Source organism: Cupriavidus alkaliphilus, from assembly GCF_014191175.1.
Classification (GTDB): domain Bacteria; phylum Pseudomonadota; class Gammaproteobacteria; order Burkholderiales; family Burkholderiaceae; genus Cupriavidus; species Cupriavidus alkaliphilus.
The window spans coordinates 468,826-490,420 of record NZ_JACHWE010000003.1 but is presented as its reverse complement, the minus strand read 5'-3'; the positions used below and the strand labels follow the sequence as shown (position 1 = coordinate 490,420).

Below are 21,595 nucleotides of genomic sequence, written 5' to 3'. Positions count from 1 at the left end.
CCGCTCACCCCTGCTTCGGGGTGGCGGCCGCCGCCGACGCCGGCGCGACGGTCTGCAGCGGGCGTACCTTCTGGCCCGGGCGCAGCAGGTGCACGCCCGCGGTGACGATGGTCTGCCCCGGCGCCAGGCCCTGGCGCACTTCGATCTCATTGCCGAAGGCCTCGCCCAGCGTCACCGCCACCGGTTTGACCGTGCCGGAGGGGGCATCGTAGATCCAGACCATGTCGCGGCCCTGCTCCTGCAGCAGCGCGGTCAGCGGCACGCGCAGCGCCGGCGCGGCGCCGTTGCGCACAAAAGTCACCACCGCGGTCATGCCCAGCTTGAGGTCGGCCGGGGGGTTGGGCACGCTCACGCGGGTGGCGTAGGTGCGCGTGACGGGGTCGGCCGCGGCGGCGATTTCGCGCACGCGGCCGGGCAGCGCGCGCTGCGGCTCGGCCCAGGTATGGACGCTTACGTCGGTCAGGCCGCGCAGCAGGCCGACCTGATCCTCGGGCAGGCCGATGGCCACTTCCTTCTCGGCCGTCTGCGCCACCCGCACCACCGGCTGGCCGGGGGTGACCACCTGGCCCACTTCGGCGTCGATGGCGGTGACCACGCCGTCGGCGTCGGCATGCAGCACGGCATATGCGGTCTGGTTGGACTGGCTGCGCAGCCCGGCCTCGGCCTGGCGCAGCCGCGACTCGGCGGCATCGAAACTGGCCTGGCGCCGGTGCTGCTCGGCGGCGCTGATAAAGCCCTTGGCGAACAGGTCGTTGTAGCGCTTCAGGTCGGCCGCGGCGAGGTCGCGGTCGGTGCGGGCGGCCTCGAACTGGGCGCGCGAGCCGGCTTCGGCCAGCGACAGGTCGGCCGGGTCCAGCCTAGCCAGCGGCTGGCCCTTGCTGACCACGGCACCGACATCCACCAGCCGCGCGGCGATCTTGCCGCCGACGCGGAAGCCAAGCCGCGACTCCACGCGCGGGCGCACGTCGCCGGAAAACTCGAAGATGGTCTTGCCGCTGTGCGGGCTGAGCTGCATCATGCGCACCGGGCGGATCTCCGGCGCGGGCTCGGGTGCCTTGCCGCAGCCGGCCAGGACCAGCGCAGCGGCCAGCGACAGCGCCGCCACGGCCGTGCCGCGGCCGGGGCGCCTGGCCTGCCGGTGCGGCGAGGTGACGACGGGGGTGACTGGAATATCTGCAGCCGCAACTTCCGGCACTTGGCAAAGCACTGGCATCGGTAGGCAACGATTCGGAATGGGTACAACTGCTGGGCGGGCCGCGCTCCACCGGGGATCACGCCGCCCGATCAGGCAGGCAGAGGTGGCAGCCTGACGGTGGCCGGCGGATGGCCGGAAGCCGGCACGGGCGCTAAATAACTTGCCGGTCAGTAATATAACGACCGCCTTGGGGTGCGTCAAACGGCAGGCGACGAAACGTCTGGAAGGAAGCTTCAGCGGCGCTCGGGGGCGGCGAACCGCGCCGGACGCGCCCGGGCCGGCCCGGCCGCGATGCTACAATCCGGCGCGCCGCTGGCGCACCGCTGCCGCACTGCAAAGCGGCCGCCCCCACCGGCCCGGTACCCCGCTTATCTGCGATTTACCGCGGTTTCCCCGCGGTTTCCACCTTTCTTCGACCCGAGACCGGCGTGACGCCCGATCAGTATTGCCAAGAGAAAGTCGCCCAGAGCGGCTCGAGCTTCTATTACAGCTTCCTGTTCCTGCCGGCCGAGCGGCGCCGCGCCATCACCGCGCTGTACGCCTGGTGCCGCGAAGTCGACGACGTGGTCGACGACACCCATGACGCCGGCCTGGCGCACCAGCAGCTCGACTGGTGGCGCGCCGAGCTGCGCCGCCTGTTCGACGGCGCGCCGACCCACCCCACCACCCAGGCTCTGCAGCCGCATGTCGCCAGCGCCGGCCTGAGCCAGGCCGAGATGGCCGAGGTGCTGGAGGGCATGGAAATGGACCTGACCCAGACCCGCTACCTGGACGAGGCTGGCCTGGCGCGCTACTGCCACTGCGTGGCCGGCGTGGTCGGCACGCTCAGCGCGCGCCTGTTCGGCTACACCGATCCGCAGACGCTGGTGTTTGCCGAAAAGCTGGGCCAGTCGCTGCAGCTGGTCAATATCCTGCGCGATGTCGGCGAGGACGCGCGGCGCGGGCGCATCTACCTGCCGGTCAATACGCTGCAGCAATTCCAGGTGCCGGCTTCCGAGATCCTCAAGGGCGAGCATTCCGCTCGCTTTGTCGCGCTGATGCAATACCACGCCGGCCGGGCCCGCGCGCTGTACCATGAGGCGCTGGCGCTGCTGCCGCGGCAGGACCGCCGCGCCCAGCGCGCCGGCCTGCTGATGGGCGCGATCTACCACGCCCTGCTCGACGAACTCGAAGCCAGCCAGTTCCAGGTGCTGAACCAGCGCATCGCGCTGACGCCGCTGCGCAAGCTGTGGATCGCCTGGAAAACCTGGGTGCGCAACAGCTAGCGCGCCGACCGCTCCGCCTTTTCCGACCACCTGCCCCAAGCCGTACCGCCATGACGCAGACCTCCGCCTCCCTCGGCGACACCATCCTCGCCCATGCCGACGAACTCGCCCGTTTCTCCGACATGGAGGGCGGCCTGACCTGCGCCTACCTGACGCCCGCCCACCGCGCCGCGCAGGCGCTGCTGGCGCAGTGGATGGAAGCCGCCGGCATGCAGGTGCGCACCGATGCCATCGGCAATGTCATCGGCCGCTACGCCGCCGATCCCGCGGCCGGCGACGCGCGCGTGCTGCTGACCGGCTCGCACTTCGACACCGTGCGCAATGGCGGCCGCTATGACGGCCGGCTTGGCATCCTGCTGCCGATCGCCGTGATCGGCGCGCTCAACCAGGCCGGCATCCGCCTGCCCTATCACGTCGACGTGGTGGCCTTCGCCGAAGAGGAAGGACTGCGCTTCAAGACCAGTTTCCTGGCCAGCAGCGTGCTGGCCGGCCGCTTCGACGCGGCGCTGCTCGAACGCCAGGACGCCGACGGCATCACCTTGCGCGAGGCGCTGGCCGCATCCGGCCTGCCCGGCGCCGGCGAGCTGCAGGCGCTGCGCGACGCGGCGCTCGATCCGGCGTCGCTGCTGGGCTTTGTCGAAGTGCATATCGAGCAGGGTCCGGTGCTGCTGCACCACGAGCTGCCGCTGGGCGTGGTCACGCAGATTGCCGGCAGCAGCCGTTTCTCGGTGCGCGTGGAAGGCCTCGCCAGCCACGCCGGCACCACGCCGATGGGCATGCGCCGCGACGCCGCCGCGGGCGCGGCCGAGATGGTCCTGCTGGTGGAGCAGCGCTGCGCGGCGGCGCCGACGCTGGTCGGCACCGTGGGCCAGCTGCAGGTGCCAGACGGCTCGAGCAATGTCATCCCCGCGGCCTGCACCTTCTCGATGGACATTCGCGCCGGCGAGGATGCCATCCGCGAGGCCGCCATCGCCGACATCGTCGCCGGCATCGCGCAGATTGCCGAACGCCGCGGCCTGAGCGCGCAGGTAGAGCGCGTGCCGCCGGTCAACAACGCGCCGTGCGCGCGCTGGCTGATGGATCAGTTCGGGGCGGTGCTGAAGAAGCGCGGGCTGCAGGCGTTCGAGCTGCCGTCCGGGGCCGGCCATGACGCCATGATGATGCAGCAGGTCACCGACGTGGCGATGCTGTTCGTGCGCTGCGGCAACGGCGGCATCAGCCACAACCCGCTGGAAACCATCACCACCGCGGATGCGCAGCTGGCCGCGGAAGTCTTCGTGGATTTCCTGCGCCACTTCCAGCCGCGCGGCTAGCCGCCCTGGTAGATGTCGCGCCCGAAGTCGTAGAGGTTCTTGCGCAGCCGGCGGCGTTCGTCCGGCGACAGCCGCGAGCCGCCGCGTTCTTCGCCGCGCCGGCGCTCGGCTTCGCGCTGCTCGGCGCGATGGCGCTCGGCACGGGCGCGCGCTTCGCGCTGGCTGTTGCCCGGATCGCTCGCCTGTGCCGACGGATAGCGCTTGAGCAAGTTGGCCATACCCGCCGATTGCGCCAGCGCCGTCCCGCCCGGCATGCACAGCGCCAGCACGGCCAGCGCCAGCGCAAGGCATGCGCCGGCGATACCATGCTGCGGATGCCCGTGCCGGGTTCGGTTCACTTTCATTGATAATGGCGGTCTTGGCTTCTTGAAAAGGCAGTGGTTGGACTGCCCTGAAGCCGGGAATTCCGGTACCCCGCCCGGCACCGCGCCCTCTGCAAGCATTGCGCCAGCGGGCGCTGGACGGGCTGGCGGAAGCCGTGGATCGTCCGGCGCAAATGCGTGGAAAACTGCCGCGCACGGCGCCGAAATGGACGGATTGCGCAGTGTAATCGCACGATTGATGCACACTGCCATACCACGGGGTAAAGTATGTAACGTTTTGTTAAGCCATTTTGAGCGAAAGCGATAGTCGCTAAGATACCGCCATGGAAAATACCAGCCACAAGATTCTTGTCGTCGACGATGACCCGCGTCTGCGCGATCTGCTGCGCCGCTATCTGGGCGAACAGGGTTTTACCGTGCTGGTGGCGGAGAACGCCACCGCGATGAACAAGCTCTGGCTGCGCGAGCGTTTCGACCTGCTGGTGCTGGACCTGATGATGCCTGGCGAAGACGGCCTGTCGATCTGCCGCCGGCTGCGCGGCGCCAACGACCAGACCCCGATCATCATGCTCACCGCCAAGGGCGAGGACGTGGACCGCATCGTCGGCCTGGAGATGGGCGCCGACGATTACCTGCCCAAGCCGTTCAACCCGCGCGAGCTGATCGCGCGCATCCACGCGGTGCTGCGCCGCAAGGGCCCGGCCGAAGTACCCGGCGCCCCGTCCGAAACGCCCGAGACCTTCGCCTTCGGCGACTTCGTGCTGAACCTGGCCACGCGCACGCTGACCAAGAACGACGAGGAAATCACGCTGACCACCGGCGAGTTCTCGGTGCTGAAGGTGTTCGCGCGCCATCCGCGCCAGCCGCTGTCGCGCGAGAAGCTGATGGAAATGGCGCGCGGCCGCGAATACGAAGTGTTCGACCGCAGCCTGGACGTGCAGATCTCGCGCCTGCGCAAGCTGATCGAGCCGGATCCCAGCAACCCCCGTTTCATCCAGACGGTGTGGGGCCTGGGCTACGTCTTCATTCCCGATGGCGTGAAATAACCGATTGCGGCCGCTGTTCCTATCGTGGCGACCGTAATCGGCCGTACCGCAACGCGGTTCTTTGGTTCGCTGTTCTGGCGGACCTTCATGCTGATCGCCCTGCTGCTGGCCATCTCGCTGGGAATCTGGTTCCAGAGCTACCGGCTGTTCGAACGCGCCCCGCGCGCGCAGCAGATCGCCATGCAGGTAGTCAGCGTGGTCAAGCTGACGCGCGCCGCGCTGCTGTATTCCGACCCCGCGCGGCGCCGCTTCCTGCTGCTGGACCTGGTGCAGAACGAAGGCATCAAGGTCTATCCGCGCGAGAAGGACGACGATTTCGCCGCGCCCACCGCCAATCCGTTCCTGACCTCGCTAGTGCAGCAGGAGATCCGCAGCCGCCTGGGCGAGGACACCGTGCTCGCCACCACCGTCAACGACATTCCCGGCGTGTGGGTCAGCTTCGAGATCGAGGGCGACGACTACTGGGTCGCGATCAGCCCGGAACGCTTCGAGCGCGTGCCCGGCATCCAGTGGCTGTGGTGGAGTATCGCCGCGCTGCTGCTGTCGATCATCGGCGCGGCCTTTATCACCGCGCGCGTCAACTACCCGCTCAAGCGGCTGGCCAATGCCGCGCGCGCCATCGGCGCCGGCGGCGACCCGCCGCCGCTGCCCGAGCATGGCGCCAGCGAAGTGGCGCTGGCCAACCACAGCTTCAACCAGATGGTGCGCGACCTGCGCCAGCTCGACGACGACCGCGTGGTGATGCTGGCCGGCATCTCGCATGACCTGCGCACGCCGCTGACGCGGCTGCGGCTGGAAACCGAGATGTCGCCGATGGACGGCACCACGCGCGACGCCATGATCGCTGACATCGAGCAGATGGACGCCATCATCGGCCAGTTCCTCAACTACGCGCGCCCGCCGCTTGAAACCGTCGAGCCGGTCGACCTGTCGGCACTGGTGCACGACGCGGTCGGGGTCTATGCCGCGCACGACGACGTGCGCGTGCATGTGCGCGCCAACGAGCCGGTGATGGCGGTGGCCAACCGCATGGAAGTGCAGCGCATTCTCGACAACCTGGTCGAGAACGCGCGCCGCTATGCCAAGGACGAGCAGACCGGCATGGCCGTGGTGGAAATCTCCACGCGCGTGGACGACAAGGAAGCGGTGCTGACCGTGGCCGACCACGGCAACGGCGTGCCCGACGGCCAGCTGTCGCTGCTGACACGGCCGTTCTACCGGCTCGACGCCGCGCGCAGCGAGGCCAAGGGCGCCGGGCTGGGCATGTCCATCGTCAATCGCATCATGCAGCGCAACGGCGGCCGGCTGCTGCTGGCCAACCGCGCCGCGCCGGCCACGGGGCTGGTGGTCAGCGCGTGCTTCCGGCGCGCGTGAGCGGCGCTGCAAGCGGCTTGATTTCCCCGCGGTCGTCACCAACTTGCCATATGTGGTGTCATCGCACATGGCATACTGGCCCATCGCATCGGCGGCGCCTGGCGCAGCCAAGCGCCACAAGCTTTTCCCTGCGTGGCCATGCCTTTGCCACGCCTTTGCCTATCGGGCCGTTTGAGAATATCAATTAGCCCCGGCCCGGATGATGACGCATAATCACGTTTTGTCGCGGTACGCCGCCGCAGCAGCCGTATCACCGGTCCCACGCCGGGACACGCGGCAGCGGCACCGCTCTCATTGCAACCGTATCAGGAGAAGTCTATGAAGACCGTTGGTGACAAGCTCGAAGCGTTCCACGTCGTCGGTGTCAAGCCGGGTTTCAACAATCACGAAGAGAACGGCCAGTCGGCTTTCGAAGACATCACTGAGAAGTCGTTCGAAGGCAAGTGGAAGATCATCTACTTCTACCCGAAGGACTTCACCTTCGTGTGCCCGACCGAAATCGTGGCCTTCGCCAAGCTGAACGGCGACTTCGCCGACCGCGACGCGATCGTGCTGGGCGGCTCGACCGACAACGAGTTCGTCAAGCTGGCATGGCGCCGCGAACACAAGGACCTGAACAAGCTGAACCAGTGGCAATTCGCCGACGTGACCGGTTCGCTGATCGACCAGCTGGGCGTGCGTGACCACGCCGCCGGCGTGGCCCTGCGCGCGACCTTTATCGTCGACCCGGAAAACACGATCCAGCACGTTTCGGTGAACAACCTGAACGTCGGCCGCAACCCGGACGAAGTCCTGCGTATCCTGGACGGCCTGCAGACCGACGAGCTGTGCCCGTGCAACCGTGCCGTTGGTGGCGCCACGCTGTAATTTCTGACCGTCGCCAGACGCCGTGGCGATCCGCGGAGGGCCCCGCCCTCCGCATCGAAACCCGCTTGCGCGGGTTTTTTGAGCCTCGATCGATAGGAGAAATAAATGGAATTCCTCAGCACGATTAAGAACCTCATCCCCGACTACGCCAAGGACATCCGCCTGAACGTGGACGGCACCATCGCCCGCTCCTCGCTGGAAGGTAACGATGCGGTCGGCGTGGCGCTGGCGGCGGCATTCGCGGCGCAGAGCAAGGTGCTGGTGGACGCCATCCGCAATGCCGGCGTGCTGTCGCCCGAGGAAACCAACGGCGCGCTGACCGCGGCCGCGCTGATGGGCATGAACAACACCTGGTACCCGTATGTCGAGATGGCCGACGATCCGGACCTGGCCACCCAGCCGGCCGGGCTGCGCATGAACGCCTACGCTACCCATGGCGGCGTGGACAAGCGCCGCTTCGAGATGTACGCGCTGGCCGCATCGATCGTGGGCAAGTGCCACTTCTGCGTGAAGTCGCATTACCAGCTGCTGAAGAACGAACAGGGCATGACCGCGCAGCAGCTGCGCGACGTCGGCCGCATTGCCGCGGTGATCGTGGCCGCCGCCAACGTGATCGCGGCCCAGTAAGGCATCTGCGCGCCCCCGCGCCCTCCCTGGCGGCCCGGCAACGGGCGCCGTAGCACAACAGCCGGCAGCTTCCCATCGGAACTTGCCGGCTGTTCCCATCCTGCAACCGTCATGGCCGCATCCTGCGCGGGCGCTGCGATCCGCCTACAATCCAGGCAGGAACCGCACTTTCAGCCTGCCATGACCCTGCCTTCGCCGACTTCCCCCCGCTTCCATTACCGCCTGGCGGCGGTGCATGACTGGGGCGATATCGCCGCCGTCACGCAACAGGCCTACGGGCAATACGAGCTGGCCATCATGGAAGATTGCCGCGCCTCGTTCCAGCGCGGCATGCAGGCCGTGCTGGCGACCAGCCACCCGGACATGGAATGGTGGGTGGCGGAGACCGATCACGGCATCATGGGCGCGGTGCTGTTCTGCCACCCGGGCGCGACACTGCCGGCTCTGGACGGCAGCACCATCACCCTGACCCAGCCCGAAGCACGGCTGCTGTCGGTCAGCCCGCAGGCGCGCGGCCTGGGGCTGGGGCGCACGCTGATGCAGATCTGCATTCAGCGCGCGCGCGACATCGGCGCGTCGACGCTGGTGGTGCGCACCATGCCCGAAATGGCGTCGGCCAACCGGCTGTGCCAGCAGATGGGATTCGCCAAGCGCACCGAGGCCGGCGCACGCAGCGGCGCGATGGCGCGACTGATCGACTACACCTACGCCATCCCGCCCGAAGACACGGCGCCCGACGCGCCGCGCCCCTGAGTTCAGTCCTGCGCGTCCGCCACCGAGGCACGCCAGAGCAACACCGCGGCCTGCGCCACGATTCCTTCCTGGCGCCCTTCGAAGCCCAGCTTTTCGTTGGTCTTGGCCTTGACGTTGCAGCGCCCGCGCGCGATCGCCAGGTCTTCGGCCAGGTTGGCCACCATGGCGCCGATATGGGGCGCCAGCTTGGGCGCCTGCGCGATCACCGTGGCATCGACATTGCCGATCTCATAGCCGGCCTCGCGCACGCGGCGCGCCGCCTCGCGCAGCAGCGCGCGGCTGTCGGCGCCGGCGAACTGCGCGTCGGTGTCGGGGAAATGGCGGCCGATATCGCCCAGCGCGGCCGCGCCGAAGAGCGCGTCGGTGACCGCGTGCAGCAGCGCATCGGCATCGGAATGGCCCAGCAGGCCACGGTCGTGCGGGATCTCGACCCCGCCCAGGATCAGCTTGCGGCCGGGCACCAGCGCGTGGACGTCATAGCCCTGTCCCACCCGGATATCGAAAGGCATCATGCGGTCATGCTCCTTTGGCGTGGTTGCCCAGCAGCACTTCGGCCAGCGCGAAGTCCTCCGGGTAAGTCACCTTGAAATTGCGCAGCGAGCCGTTGACCAGCCGCGGATGCAGGCCCAGGCGCTCGATCGCGCTGGCCTCGTCGGTCACTACCGCGCCGGCCGCCAGGGCGTCCTGCAGCGCCTGGCGCAGCACGCCCAGGCGGAACATCTGCGGCGTCTGCGCCTGCCACAGCCCTTCGCGCGGCACCGTGGCGCCGATGCGGGCATCGTCCTGGGCCCGCTTCAGCGTATCGGGCACCGGCACCGCGAGGATGCCGCCGATGGCGGCGTCCGGATCGTCGTCGCCGTCGCTTTCCACCGCGCGCACCAGCGCGTGGATCATCGCCGGGGTCAGCCCCGGGCGCGCGGCATCGTGCACCAGCACCCAGTCGGCGTCGGTCGCGCCCAGCTGCGCCAGGTGGTGCAGGCCGGCCAGCACCGACGCATGGCGGCTGTCGCCACCGACAAATGCGGTATCGAAGCGCAGCCCGGCAAACGCGGCCGCGCCGAAGCGCGATTCCAGCGGCATGTCGTCGGGCGCCAGCACCAGCGCGGTGGCGTTGATGGCGTCGCACGCCGAGAACGCCGCCAGCGCGTACCAGATCATCGGCCGGCCGGCCACGGTCTGGTATTGCTTGGGCACGGTGCCGCCGGCGCGGCTGCCGGTACCGGCACAGGGAATCAGGGCAAAGCGGCGAGCGGACACAGGATCGGCGAGGAGTGAAAGAAGCGCGGGCTGCCGGCCAATCGCGAAGCAAATGCTCTGGCAAGCGGGCGGCAGCGGGACAACCGGTGCGCATTCTATAATACGGCCCTTGCCCGTCGCCATGCCGCGTCTGCGTATCCGGCTGGCGCCACCGGCACCTGAAGTCCCCTGTTCCGACCCCCGCCCGCAATGCCGGCGGGGCGTCGTCGTTTTGAACGCCCCCTGCCGACATGCCTGACGCCACGCCCGCCTTTCCCTTTGTCAACCTGCCGCTGGTCAAGCCGGGGCTGCGCCACAGCGTGGCTGGCTTGCGCGGCTCGGCCGATGCGCTGGCGGTGGCCGCGTACGCGCGCCAGCACCGCGAGCGCGCGCCGATGCTGGCGGTGGTGTGCTCGCATGCCGTCGACGCGCAGCGCCTGGCCGAGGAAATCCCATGGTTTGCGCCGGAGCTGCGCGTGCGCCTGCTGCCCGACTGGGAAACCCTGCCCTATGACAGCTTCTCGCCGCACCAGGACCTGGTCTCCGAACGGCTGGCGACGCTGCACGACATCCAGAGCGGCCAGTGCGACGTGATGCTGGTGCCCGCCACCACCGCGCTGTACCGGCTGGCACCGCCGGCCTTCCTGGCCGCCTACACCTTCTTCTTCAAGCAGGGCGAGCGGCTCGACGAGGCCGCGCTCAAGGCGCAGTTCACGCTGGCGGGCTACGAGCATGTCAGCGCGGTGATGCGGCCCGGCGAATACAGCGTGCGGGGCGGGCTGATCGACCTGTACCCGATGGGCTCGGCGCTGCCGTACCGGATCGACCTGTTCGGCGACGAGATCGAGACCATCCGCGCCTTCGATCCGGACACGCAGCGCAGCCTGTATCCGGTCAAGGAAGTGCGGCTGCTGCCCGGGCGCGAGTTCCCGCTCGACGAAGCCGCACGCACCGCCTTCCGCGGCCGCTGGCGCGAGCTGTTCGAAGGCGACCCGACCAAGTCGCCGATCTACAAGGACATCGGCAACGGCGTGCCGTCGGCCGGCATCGAGTATTACCTGCCGCTGTTCTTCGAGCACAGCGCGACCGTGTTCGACTACCTGCCCGCCGACACCCAGCTGGTATTCGCCGGCAATATCGACGAGGCCATCCGCCGCTTCTGGGCCGACACCACGCAGCGCTACAACTTCATGCGCCACGACCGCGAGCGCCCGCTGCTGCCGCCGGCGGACCTGTTCCTGTCCGAGGAGCAGTTCTTCGTCGCGGCCAAGCCGATGGCGCGGCTGGTGCTGCAGGTTGAAGCCGGCGCGGACCAGCCGGCGTTCTCGGCGATCCTGCCCGACGTCGCGGTCAACCGCCGCGCCGAGGACCCGCTGGTCAACCTGGAGTCGCTGCTGCTCGACAAGCAGACCCGCGTGCTGATGTGCGCCGACTCCGCCGGCCGGCGCGAGACGCTGCTGCAGCTCTTTGCCGAAAGCGGCCTGCGCCCGCATCCGGTCGAAGACTTTGCCGCGTTCCTCGCCGGCGACGCGCATTTCTCGATCGCGGTGGCGCCGCTGCAGAGCGGCTTCGCGCTGCCGCAGGCGCACCTGGCCTTTGTCACCGAAGCCGAGCTGTACGCCGGCACCGCGCGCCGCACCGGCCGCCGCAAGCAGGAGCAGGCCTCGGCCGTCGACTCGATGGTGCGCGACCTGGCCGAGCTGAAGATCGGCGATCCGGTGGTGCACAGCGAGCACGGCATCGGCCGCTACCAGGGCCTGGTGACGCTCGACATGGGCCAGGGCGACGAGGAATTCCTGCACCTGGACTACGACAAGGGCAGCAAGCTCTACGTGCCGGTGCACCAGTTGCACGTGATCTCGCGCTATTCCGGCGCCGATCCCGATACCGCGCCGCTGCACCACCTGGGCTCCGGCCAGTGGGACAAGGCCAAGCGCAAGGCCGCGCAGCAGATCCGCGACACCGCCGCCGAACTGCTCAACCTGTACGCGCGCCGCGCCGCGCGCGAAGGCTTCGCCTTCCCGCTCTCGCCCAAGGACTACGAGACCTTCGCCGAGAGCTTCGGCTTCGAGGAAACCCCGGACCAGGCCGCCGCGATCGCCGCGGTGATCGCCGACATGACCTCGGGCAAGCCGATGGACCGGCTGGTGTGCGGCGACGTCGGCTTCGGCAAGACCGAGGTCGCGCTGCGCGCGGCCTTTGTCGCCGTGCTCGGCGGCAAGCAGGTGGCGATGCTGGCGCCGACCACGCTGCTGGCCGAGCAGCATTTCCAGACGCTGTCAGACCGCTTCGCCGAATGGCCGGTGCGCATCGTCGAGCTGTCGCGCTTCAAGACCAAGAAGGAGATCGACGCGGCCATCAGGCAGATCAACGAGGGCAGCGTCGACATCGTCATCGGCACCCACAAGATCCTGTCCGACCAGGTGAAATTCCAGCGCCTGGGCCTGGTCATCATCGACGAGGAACACCGCTTCGGGGTGCGCCAGAAGGAGGCGCTGAAGTCGCTGCGCGCCGAGGTCGACGTGCTCACGCTGACCGCCACGCCGATTCCGCGCACGCTGGGCATGGCGCTGGAAGGGCTGCGCGATTTCTCGGTGATCGCCACCGCGCCGCAGAAGCGGCTGGCGATCAAGACCTTCGTGCGACGCGAGGAAGACGGCGTGATCCGCGAGGCCATCCTGCGCGAGCTCAAGCGCGGCGGCCAGGTCTACTTCCTGCACAACGAGGTCGAGACCATCGAGAACAAGCGCGCCCGGCTTGCCGAGCTGGTGCCCGAGGCGCGCATCGCGGTCGCGCACGGCCAGATGCACGAGCGCGAGCTGGAACGCGTGATGCGCGACTTCGTCTCGCGCCGCGACAATATCCTGCTGTGCACCACCATCATCGAGACCGGCATCGACGTGCCGACCGCCAACACCATCCTGATCCACCGCGCCGACAAGTTCGGGCTGGCGCAGCTGCACCAGCTGCGCGGCCGCGTCGGGCGTTCGCACCACCAGGCCTATGCCTACCTGCTGGTGCATGATGTCGACGGCCTGACCAAGCAGGCGCAGCGCCGGCTCGAGGCGATCCAGCAGATGGAGGAACTGGGCTCGGGCTTCTACCTGGCCATGCACGACCTGGAAATCCGCGGCGCCGGCGAGGTGCTGGGCGACAAGCAGTCGGGCGAGATCCACGAGATCGGCTTCCAGCTCTACACCGACATGCTCAACCACGCGGTCAAGGCACTGAAGGCCGGCAAGGAGCCCGACCTGATGGCGCCGCTGGCCGCCACCACCGAGATCAACCTGGGCACGCCGGCGCTGCTGCCCAACGACTATTGCGCCGACGTGCACGAGCGCCTGTCGCTGTACAAGCGGCTGGCCAACTGCGAGACCCCGGAGCGCGTCGACGACATCCAGGAAGAACTGGTCGACCGCTTCGGCCGGCTGCCGGCGCAGGCGCAGGCGCTGGTCGAAACCCACCGGCTGCGCATCGCCGCGGCGCCGCTGGGCGTGCGCAAGATCGACGCCGGCGAAGCCACCATCAGCGTGCAGTTCGTGCCCAACCCGCCGATCGATGCCATGCGCATCATCGACCTGGTGCAGAAGAACCGCCATATCAAGCTGGCGGGTCAGGACAAGCTGCGCATCGAGGCCAAGATGCCTGACGTGGCGGTGCGCGCGCAGACCATCAAGCATACGCTGCGGCAACTGGCGTAGCGCCGGCGCCGATCCCGCATGGACGCGGCGCGCGGCCGGGTGTAGCATCGATTCCTTAACAAGTTAGCGATATCGCCCCATGCCGACCCAAGCCGCCCCAGCCGGATCTTCCCGCCAGCCCGTCCCTGAAACCGCCGCGCGCGGCAGCGCGCTGGAATGGACCCAGCGGCTGGTCGCCTACGACACCACCAGCCGCAATTCCAACCTGGGCCTGATCGAGTCGGTGCGCGACCATTTCCTGGCCAAGGGGTTGAAGCCGCATCTGAGCTACAACCCGCAACGGGACAAGGCCAACCTGTTCGTCACCGTGCCCGCGGCCAACGGCGCCACCAACGGCGGCATCGTGCTGTCGGGCCACACCGACGTGGTGCCGGTAGACGGCCAGGCCTGGACCACCGACCCGTTCAAGCCGGTGGTGCGCGACGGCAAGCTGTACGGCCGCGGCACCTGCGACATGAAAGGCTTTATCGGCACCAGCCTGTCGCTGCTGCCGGCCATCCTCGACGCCCGGCTGCGCGAGCCGGTGCACTACGCGCTGTCGTTCGACGAAGAAATCGGCTGCATGGGCGCGCCCTACCTGCTGGCCGAATTGCGCGAGCGCGGCGTGACTCCCGGCGGCTGCATCGTCGGCGAACCCACCAGCATGCGCGTGATCGTCGCGCACAAGGGCATCAACGCCTACCGCTGCTGCGTGCGCGGGCAGGCCGCGCATTCGTCGCTGACGCCGCGCGGCGTCAATGCCATCGAATACGCGGCGCGGCTGATCTGCTTCATCCGCGACATCGCCGACGAGTTCAAGGCCAACGGCCCCTACGACCAGGCCTTCGACGTGCCCTACACCACCGCGCAGACCGGCACCATCCAGGGCGGCATTGCGCTCAACACGATCCCGGCGCTGTGCGAGTTCGTGTTCGAGTTCCGCAACCTGCCGGGCGTCGATCCGGAAGCGATCTACGCGCGCATCCAGGCCTATGCCAATGACGTGCTGCTGCCGAAGATGCGCGCCGAACATGCCGATGCCGACCTGACGCTGAGCAAGATCGCCGCCGCGCCGTCGCTCGACGTGGCCGAGCAGGAAGCCATCACGCAACTGGTGCGCGCGCTGACCGCGGACCGCGACACCAGCAAGGTGGCCTACGGCACCGAGGCCGGGCTGTTCCAGCGCGCCGGCATTCCGGCGGTGGTATGCGGGCCCGGCGATATCCAGCAGGCGCACAAGCCGGACGAGTTTGTCGCGCTGGAGCAGCTGGCGGCTTGCGAGGCGTTCTTGCATAAGGTGGTGGATAGTCTGCGCGTGAGCTGACTGCCGAGCATGCCAGAGCTCTGCTCCCCTCTCCCGCTTGCGGGAGAGGGGAGAAAATACTCCGCTTTTCCCGGCGCGTTGCACTTGCCGCGCGCCCTCACTCCGCCCGCACCAAACCAACAACAACGAAGGAGATCCTGCATGGCCGCACGTCGCACCGCATCCTGTTCCACCACCCGCTTTGCCCTCGCTACCCTGGCGCTCGCCACCGGCCTGCTCTGCAACACCGCGCAGGCCCAGACGCAAGGCGCCGAAGCCCTGCACGCCCAGATCGAAACCCGCGCCAAGGCCGTCGAGAAACAACTCATCGCCTGGCGCCGCGATATCCACCAGCATCCGGAGCTGGGCAACTACGAGACCCGCACGGCGAAGCTGGTGGCGGAGCACCTGCGCAAGCTGGGCATGGAGGTGAAGACCGGCGTGGCCAAGACCGGCGTGGTCGGCGTGCTCAAGGGCGGCAAGCCCGGCCCGGTGGTGGCGCTGCGCGCCGACATGGACGCGCTGCCGGTGAAGGAGCGCGTCGACGTGCCGTTCGCGTCGAAGGCCAAGGGCCAGTACCTGGGCAAGGAAGTCGATGTGATGCACGCCTGCGGCCATGACACGCATGTGGCGATCCTGATGGCCACGGCCGAGGTGCTGGCCGGCATGAAGGACCAGCTGCCGGGCTCGGTCAAGTTCATCTTCCAGCCGGCCGAGGAAAGCCCGGCCGATTTCGAGCCCAATGGCTCGAACATGTGGGGCGCCAAGCAGATGGTGGCGGAGGGCGTGCTAGACAACCCCAAGGTCGACGCCATCTTCGGCCTGCATGTGACCAGCGGCATCGAATCGGGCAAGCTGGGCTGGCGCAGCGGTGCCTCGATGGCGGCGGCCGACCAGTTCTGGATCGACGTCAAGGGCCGCCAGACGCACGGCGCGCGGCCGTGGGGCGGGATCGACCCGATCGTGGTGGCGTCTCAGATCGTGATGGGCCTGCAGACCATCCAGAGCCGCCAGGTCAACGCCATGCTGGAACCGTCGGTGATCACCGTGGGCACCTTCCACGGCGGCAACCGCATGAACATCGTGCCGGAAAAGGTCGAGATGATGGGCACCATCCGCACCTATGACGAAGGCATGAAGAAGGATATCCATGCCCGCATGAAACGCACCACCGAGGCGATTGCGTCCAGCGCCGGGGCCGAGGCGAATTTCCGCGTGGTCGAGCTGTACAACGCCACCATCAATCAGCCGGCGCTGACCGAGAAGATGGCGCCCACGCTGCAGCGCGTGGCCGGCGACGGCAACTGGATGATCACGCCCAAGGCCACTGCCTCCGAGGATTTTTCGTTCTACCAGGAGAAGGTGCCGGGCTTGTTCTTCAATCTCGGGGTGACGCCCAGGGGGCAGGACGTGACCAAGGCGCCATCGAATCACTCGCCGGAGTTCTATGTGGATGAGCCGGCGCTGATCAACGGCGTGCGCGCGCTGTCCAGCCTGACCGTCGACTACATGGTGATGGCGCAGCGCTGATTCGCCCGGGGGCGCCGCGGGGGGCTACAATAGCGCTTTTGCCGCGTAGCAGCCCCCCGCCTTGCCGACGACCGCGCAAGCGCCCGATTTTCGCCCGTCATGCCCCTGATCCTGCAGAGCCTCGCCCCGCTTGTCCCCGCCGACCTCGACACCGCCCGCACCCTGGCGCGCGCCAGCGCACTGGTGCCGCGCAGCGACACCGTGGCCGTGGCCGAGGACTGCGCGCCGCTGACGCCGGCGCTGCGCGACGCGCTCGACGACTTCTGCGGCCCGCGCGCGATCGACTGGGCGGTGGTACCGGCCGGGCGCAAACTGTCCGACTTCCGCCTGGTGGCGATGGACATGGACTCGACCCTGATCACGATCGAGTGCATCGACGAGATCGCCGACTTCTGCGGCCTCAAGGCCGAGGTCTCCGCCATCACTGAAGCCGCCATGCGCGGCGAGATCACCGATTTCAACGAAAGCCTGCGCCGCCGCGTAGCGCTGCTCAAGGGGCTGGACGCCGCCGTGCTGGAGCGTGTCTATGCCGAGCGCCTGCGGCTGTCGCCGGGCGCCGAGCGCATGCTGGAGACGGTGCGCGCGCTGGGCCTGAAGACGCTGCTGGTTTCCGGGGGCTTCGTGCACTTTACCGACCAGCTCAAGCCGCGCCTGCAGCTTGACTTCACCCGCGCCAACACGCTCGAGATCGTCGACGGCAAACTGACCGGCAATGTCGTCGGCGAGATCGTCAACGCCGACGTCAAGGCCCGCACCGTGCAGGAAATCTGCGCCCAGATCGGCGCCACGCCAGACCAGGCCATCGTCATGGGCGATGGCTCGAACGACCTGAAGATGATGGCCGTGGCCGGACTGTCGGTGGCGTTCCGCGCCAAGCCGGTGGTACGCGCGCAGGCCAGCGTCGCATTCAACCACGTCGGGCTTGACGGCCTGCTGGCGCTGTTCCCGCACTGATTCCCGCCAGGCGCCTCGCCTTCTGAAGCGTCCGCCGCGCGCGGACGCTGCTCGCGCGCCGTCGCCGCGCGTACCTTTTCGGGTGCAGTGAAGTCCTCGCGGGTCGCGCACCATCGACCTGCGCTTGCGCGGACAAATGCGAATCATTATTATTAATGTTTCGTTGATCTGACATTGCCCCATGCAAGTTCTGGCCGTCCTTCTTGGCCTGGCTGCGGCCGCGTGCCTGTACCTGGCCGCGCCCAACCAGGTGTTGCTGCCGCCAGGTACCCTCTCCCGGCCGCGGCTGACCGGCTGGCTGGGGCTGGCGCTGACCTGCGCCAGCACCTGGCTGTGGAGCCTGACCGATGGCTGGCCGGTCGCGATTGCCGCCAGCCTGGTCACGGTGCCGTGCGCGTTGTCGGTGTGGCCGTTCATCGGCACCTATGCCGCGCGCAGGCGCCACGGCGAACGGGAGCAGCGGGCATGAGCGCGGACGCATCCGGAATGGGCACCAAGTGGCTGGCCGGCGCACTGCTCGGCCTGCCGCTGGCGCTGGTGCTGTGCACGCTGGCGATCCTGGCCCTGCCGGGCGGCTGGCAAACCGGCATCGTCGCGGCGGTGACGGCCTGCCTGCCGGTGTGGGTTGCGATCATCAGCGCCAGCCTGCTGTTCCGTTCCAGCCGCAGCGCGTGGCTGTGGCTGGGCGGCGCCAACCTGCTCGGCTTCGGCGCGCTCTGGGCGTTGCGCCTGGCCGGCCTGGCGCCGGCCGCACTGGCCGCGCTGCCCACTCCCTGAGACTGCCATCATGAAAACCGCAACCCTGCGCCTGTACCAGACGCTGCATACCTGGGTCGGCCTGATGGCCGGCTGGGCACTGTTTATCGCCTTCTTTGCCGGGGCCATCACCGTCTTCCACCACGAACTGCATGTCTGGCAGTCGCCCGCGCGGCTCAAGGGCAGCGCGCCGGTCGAGGCGAAGGCCGACCCGGCCGCGGTCGACCGCTTCATGCAGAAGCTGGTCGCGATCCACCCCGAAGCCGCGGCCAGTGCCTACGTGATCATGCCCTCGGAGGGCGAGCCGAATATCTCGGCCTACTGGCAGGACAAGGCCGGCGAGTGGCAGATGACCACCGACGCGCGCCTGGCCGGCAACGCCGCGATGCAGCGCGACACCTCGCGCGACCACGTCATGGGAGAGCTGTCGGCGTTCCTGAACAGCCTGCACTATTCGCTCGGCATCCCGGTCGGCGGCATCTATTTCATGGGCGCGATCTCGGTGCTGTACGGGCTGGCGCTGGTGTCCGGCGTGCTGCTGCACCTGCCGCGGCTGAAGAAAGACCTGTTCGCGGTGCGTCCCGGGCGCAACCTCAAGCGTTTCTGGATGGACACCCACAACGTGCTGGGACTGTTCAGCCTGCCCTTCCACCTGGTCTTCGCCATTACCGGCGCGCTGTTCTGCCTGTCGCTGGTGCTGATGATGGTGTTCAACACGCTGACCTTCAACGGCCGCCTGTTCGAAGCGGTGCCGACCGCCACCACCGCGGTGCCGGAAGTTGCCGCTGCAGGGCGCGCGGTGCCGACGCTGCCCACCGCGACGCTGATGCAGATCGCGCGCGAACACGGCGGCGAGCGTTTCACGCCGGAATCGTTCCGCTTCCAGCGCTACGGCGACGCCAACGCCGTGGTCGAAGTGCGCGGCACCAGCACGCGGGCGCTCGGCAACCTGGGCTCGGTCGGCATCCACGCCGCCAGCGGCGAACCCAACGCCGGCCAGCTGACGGCCAACCAGACCGCCGGCGCGCGCGACAGCAACCACGGGCTCTACAGCGCGCTGTACGCGCTGCATTTCGGCACCTTCGGCGAACTGCCGGTGCGGCTGGTCTACCTGCTGGCCGGGCTGGCCGGGGCTTTCCTGTTCTATTCGGGCAACCTGCTGTGGATCGAGTCGCGGCGCAAGCTGCGCCAGGCCGAGCAGCCGCGCGTGCATCGCCTGCTGGCGCAGGCCACCGTGGGCGTGTGCATCGGCTGCTGCATCGGCGTGGCGCTGTGCTTCCCGGCGGCGCTGCTGTGGCCCGAACGCGCCGTCAGCCAGACCTATTTCACCGTGTTCGGCCTGGCCTGCGCCTGGGCGCTGCTGCGCCCGCCGGTGCGCGCGGCGGTGGAGCTGCTCTATGCCGCCGCGCTGGCCGCGCTGACGGTGCCGCTGTCGAACGCGATCCTGACCGGCGACCACCTGCTGCACAGCATTCCCAGCGGGCACTGGATCATCGCCGGTTTCGACCTCGGCGCGATCGCACTGGCCGCGGGCTTTGTCGCGCTCGCCCGCGCCACCGCGCGCCGTGCCCGCAGCGGACCGGCGGAATCGGTCTGGGCCATGCCGCGGGCGGGGCTGGCGCAACCGGCTGCCAGCGCTGCCGCCGGGGCCAAGGCGATGTCCGGCACCGAGACGCGCTGAGGCGCATCGCCGGCACCATAAAAAAACGGACGCCGCGGCGTCCGTTTTTTGTTGTCGGGGCTGCCCTACACTAGCAGAGGCCAACCACCGGGAGCCCGACCATCATGGAACCGACTTTCCACCAGTTTTCAGAACTGTTCGACCAGCTCGGCCTGGCGTCGGACGAAGCCAGCATCCGCGCCTTCATCGGCAAGCACGCGCCGCTGCCCGATACCCTCGAACTGGCCGAAGCCCCGTTCTGGACGCCCGCCCAGGCCGCCCTGCTGCGCGACGAGCTGCTCGACGACGCCGACTGGGCCGAAGTCGTCGACCAGCTCAACCTGGCACTGAGACAGCCAGCCTGAGCTTGCCGGCCGATCAGGCGGCCAACGTGGCCTCGATCGCCTGGCGCAGGTCGGCGATCAGGTCGCGCGTGTCTTCCAGGCCGATATACAGCCGCACCAGCTCGCCGGTATCGTGCCAGCCGGCCGGCGGCCAGGTGCCCGCCGGGCGCATGCCCTGCACGTGGTACGGCACCGCCAGGCTGTGCGCGCCGCCCCACGACCAGCCGATGGCGAACAGCTGCAGGGCCTCGACGAAGGCATCGACCTGCTGGCGCGTATAGCGCTCGCGCAGCACGATGGCGAACAGCCCGCTGGCGCCGGTGAATTCACGGCGCCAGTTGGCGTGGCCGGGACAATCCGGCAGCGCGGGATGCAGCACGCGCGCCACCTCCGGCCGCTGGCGCAGCCATTCGGCCACCTCGCGCGCGGCGCGGTCATGGGCGGCCAGCCGCACCGGCAGGCTCGGCAGCGCGCGCAGCACCAGGTGGCAGTCGTCGGCGGACACGCCCCAGCCCATCAGCATGCGGGCGCGCCTGAGCCGGCCGTGCAGGGCGTCGTCGCAGGTCAGTACCGCGCCCATCAGCACGTCGCTGCCGCCGGACTGGTACTTGGTCAGCGCCTGCACCGAGATGTCGATGCCTAATTCGAACGGGCGCAAGTAGACGCCGGCCGACCAGGTATTGTCGATCGCGGTCAGCACGCCGCGCGCGCGCGCCGCGGCGACGATGGCGCCGCAGTCGGGCACCTCCATCGTCACCGAGCCCGGCGACTCCATCCAGATCAGCCGCGTGTTGGGCTGGATCAGCGCAGGCACCGCGGCGGCGTCCATGGGGTCGTAGTAGCGCACGGTCACGCCGAAGTCGCGCGCCAGCCACTCGCCGTGGTCGCGGTTGGGGCCGTAGACGTTATGCGGCACCAGCACGTCATCGCCGCTCTTGAGCAGCGCGAAATACACCAGCGAGATCGCCGCCAGGCCCGACGGCTGCAGCAGCGTGTGGCGCGCGCCCTCGAGCAGCGCCAGGTGCTGGCACAGCGCCTCGCTGGTCGGCGTGGCATGCAGGCCGTAGCGCCAGTAGGTGGTGGCGCCGTCGCCATGCGCGCGCAGTTCGGCGAGGTTGCGGAACACCACGGTCGAGCCGCGGTGCGTGGCCGGGGAGAACGAGGCAAAGCCGGGGGCGATGTCCAGCTCGGGCTGGACCGCGACGGTCTGCAGGTAATGGGCGGGGGATGCGGGCTGGTCGGACGTTGAATCGGACACGGCGGTTTCCTTGCTGGCTGCCGGCCGGCCGCCGAACGTGGCGTGCGGCACGGCCAGGCATGAGACGCGATGAGCCTCCGAGCTTACCAGCAAATGCCGCCCGCGCCACCG

Annotated in this window: 20 protein-coding genes; 15 read left to right on the top strand and 5 right to left on the bottom strand. The window is 68.8% G+C overall.

Annotated features, from left to right (window positions below):
* Window positions 1–4 precede the first annotated feature (4 nt).
* Window positions 5–1,213, bottom strand: coding sequence for an efflux RND transporter periplasmic adaptor subunit (locus FHX60_RS13890; protein ID WP_183283683.1), 1,209 nt, complete (start codon window positions 1,211–1,213; stop codon window positions 5–7).
* A gap of 410 nt (window positions 1,214–1,623) precedes the next feature.
* Between FHX60_RS13890 and hpnD the strand changes: the two genes are divergently transcribed.
* Both hpnD and FHX60_RS13880 read left to right on the top strand, forming a co-directional pair.
* Complete coding sequence (gene hpnD, locus FHX60_RS13885; protein ID WP_092317250.1) at window positions 1,624–2,460, top strand: presqualene diphosphate synthase HpnD; 837 nt, start codon at window positions 1,624–1,626, stop codon at window positions 2,458–2,460.
* A 50-nt stretch (window positions 2,461–2,510) separates the two neighbouring features.
* Window positions 2,511–3,773, top strand: a complete 1,263-nt coding sequence (locus tag FHX60_RS13880) for a Zn-dependent hydrolase (protein ID WP_183283682.1) — start codon at window positions 2,511–2,513, stop codon at window positions 3,771–3,773.
* Here the strand turns inward: FHX60_RS13880 and FHX60_RS13875 are convergent.
* Window positions 3,770–4,117, bottom strand: a complete 348-nt coding sequence (locus FHX60_RS13875) for a hypothetical protein (protein WP_092317244.1) — start codon at window positions 4,115–4,117, stop codon at window positions 3,770–3,772. The two genes, FHX60_RS13880 and FHX60_RS13875, sit on opposite strands and share 4 nt — an antisense overlap.
* 302 nt (window positions 4,118–4,419) lie before the next feature.
* Between FHX60_RS13875 and ompR the strand changes: the two genes are divergently transcribed.
* The 5 genes from ompR (at window position 4,420) to FHX60_RS13850 (ending at window position 8,763) form a co-directional block, all read left to right on the top strand.
* On the top strand, window positions 4,420–5,142 hold the full coding sequence (ompR, locus tag FHX60_RS13870) for an osmolarity response regulator transcription factor OmpR (RefSeq protein WP_010810107.1): 723 nt from the start codon (window positions 4,420–4,422) through the stop codon (window positions 5,140–5,142).
* Between the two features lie 24 nt (window positions 5,143–5,166).
* Window positions 5,167–6,516 carry an ATP-binding protein gene (locus FHX60_RS13865; RefSeq protein WP_018004459.1) on the top strand — a complete coding sequence of 450 codons (1,350 nt, stop codon included), beginning with the start codon at window positions 5,167–5,169 and terminating at the stop codon, window positions 6,514–6,516.
* Window positions 6,517–6,834: 318 nt separating this feature from the next.
* Window positions 6,835–7,383: a peroxiredoxin gene (locus FHX60_RS13860; protein ID WP_092317241.1), complete on the top strand. Its 549-nt coding sequence runs from the start codon at window positions 6,835–6,837 to the stop codon at window positions 7,381–7,383.
* A gap of 105 nt (window positions 7,384–7,488) precedes the next feature.
* A complete protein-coding gene (locus FHX60_RS13855) occupies window positions 7,489–8,010 on the top strand; it encodes a carboxymuconolactone decarboxylase family protein (protein ID WP_018004462.1) in 522 nt (173 codons plus the stop codon).
* A gap of 180 nt (window positions 8,011–8,190) precedes the next feature.
* Complete coding sequence (locus tag FHX60_RS13850) at window positions 8,191–8,763, top strand: GNAT family N-acetyltransferase (RefSeq protein WP_112777384.1); 573 nt, start codon at window positions 8,191–8,193, stop codon at window positions 8,761–8,763.
* Window positions 8,764–8,765: 2 nt separating this feature from the next.
* Here FHX60_RS13850 and ispF read toward each other — a convergent pair whose 3' ends face one another.
* Complete coding sequence (ispF, locus tag FHX60_RS13845; protein WP_012352652.1) at window positions 8,766–9,275, bottom strand: 2-C-methyl-D-erythritol 2,4-cyclodiphosphate synthase; 510 nt, start codon at window positions 9,273–9,275, stop codon at window positions 8,766–8,768.
* A 4-nt stretch (window positions 9,276–9,279) separates the two neighbouring features.
* The gene (gene ispD / locus FHX60_RS13840; protein ID WP_181487107.1) at window positions 9,280–10,020 is read right to left on the bottom strand and encodes a 2-C-methyl-D-erythritol 4-phosphate cytidylyltransferase; all 741 of its coding nucleotides are present in this window, start codon (window positions 10,018–10,020) and stop codon (window positions 9,280–9,282) included.
* Window positions 10,021–10,250: 230 nt separating this feature from the next.
* Here ispD and mfd point away from each other — a divergent pair, with 230 nt between their 5' ends.
* The 8 genes from mfd to FHX60_RS13800 all read left to right on the top strand — a co-directional run bounded on the left by mfd (window position 10,251) and on the right by FHX60_RS13800 (window position 20,247).
* Window positions 10,251–13,700, top strand: coding sequence for a transcription-repair coupling factor (gene mfd / locus FHX60_RS13835; RefSeq protein WP_112777382.1), 3,450 nt, complete (start codon window positions 10,251–10,253; stop codon window positions 13,698–13,700).
* A 79-nt stretch (window positions 13,701–13,779) separates the two neighbouring features.
* A complete protein-coding gene (gene argE, locus FHX60_RS13830; protein ID WP_183283681.1) occupies window positions 13,780–15,003 on the top strand; it encodes an acetylornithine deacetylase in 1,224 nt (407 codons plus the stop codon).
* 141 nt (window positions 15,004–15,144) lie between these two features.
* Window positions 15,145–16,512, top strand: a complete 1,368-nt coding sequence (locus FHX60_RS13825; protein WP_183283680.1) for an amidohydrolase — start codon at window positions 15,145–15,147, stop codon at window positions 16,510–16,512.
* 99 nt (window positions 16,513–16,611) lie between these two features.
* On the top strand, window positions 16,612–17,466 hold the full coding sequence (gene serB / locus FHX60_RS13820) for a phosphoserine phosphatase SerB (RefSeq protein WP_112777379.1): 855 nt from the start codon (window positions 16,612–16,614) through the stop codon (window positions 17,464–17,466).
* A 181-nt stretch (window positions 17,467–17,647) separates the two neighbouring features.
* Complete coding sequence (locus tag FHX60_RS13815; RefSeq protein WP_183283679.1) at window positions 17,648–17,935, top strand: hypothetical protein; 288 nt, start codon at window positions 17,648–17,650, stop codon at window positions 17,933–17,935.
* Window positions 17,932–18,243 (top strand): hypothetical protein, encoded by a 312-nt coding sequence (locus FHX60_RS13810; RefSeq protein WP_112777377.1) that lies wholly within the window; start codon window positions 17,932–17,934, stop codon window positions 18,241–18,243. The genes FHX60_RS13815 and FHX60_RS13810 overlap by 4 nt, the downstream gene beginning before the upstream one ends.
* A 10-nt stretch (window positions 18,244–18,253) precedes the next feature.
* A complete protein-coding gene (locus tag FHX60_RS13805; RefSeq protein ID WP_183283678.1) occupies window positions 18,254–19,903 on the top strand; it encodes a PepSY-associated TM helix domain-containing protein in 1,650 nt (549 codons plus the stop codon).
* 104 nt (window positions 19,904–20,007) lie between these two features.
* Window positions 20,008–20,247 carry a DUF2789 domain-containing protein gene (locus FHX60_RS13800; RefSeq protein ID WP_092317211.1) on the top strand — a complete coding sequence of 80 codons (240 nt, stop codon included), beginning with the start codon at window positions 20,008–20,010 and terminating at the stop codon, window positions 20,245–20,247.
* A gap of 13 nt (window positions 20,248–20,260) precedes the next feature.
* Here FHX60_RS13800 and FHX60_RS13795 read toward each other — a convergent pair whose 3' ends face one another.
* The gene (locus tag FHX60_RS13795) at window positions 20,261–21,484 is read right to left on the bottom strand and encodes a cystathionine beta-lyase (protein ID WP_112777403.1); all 1,224 of its coding nucleotides are present in this window, start codon (window positions 21,482–21,484) and stop codon (window positions 20,261–20,263) included.
* Between the last annotated feature and the right edge of the window lie 111 nt (window positions 21,485–21,595).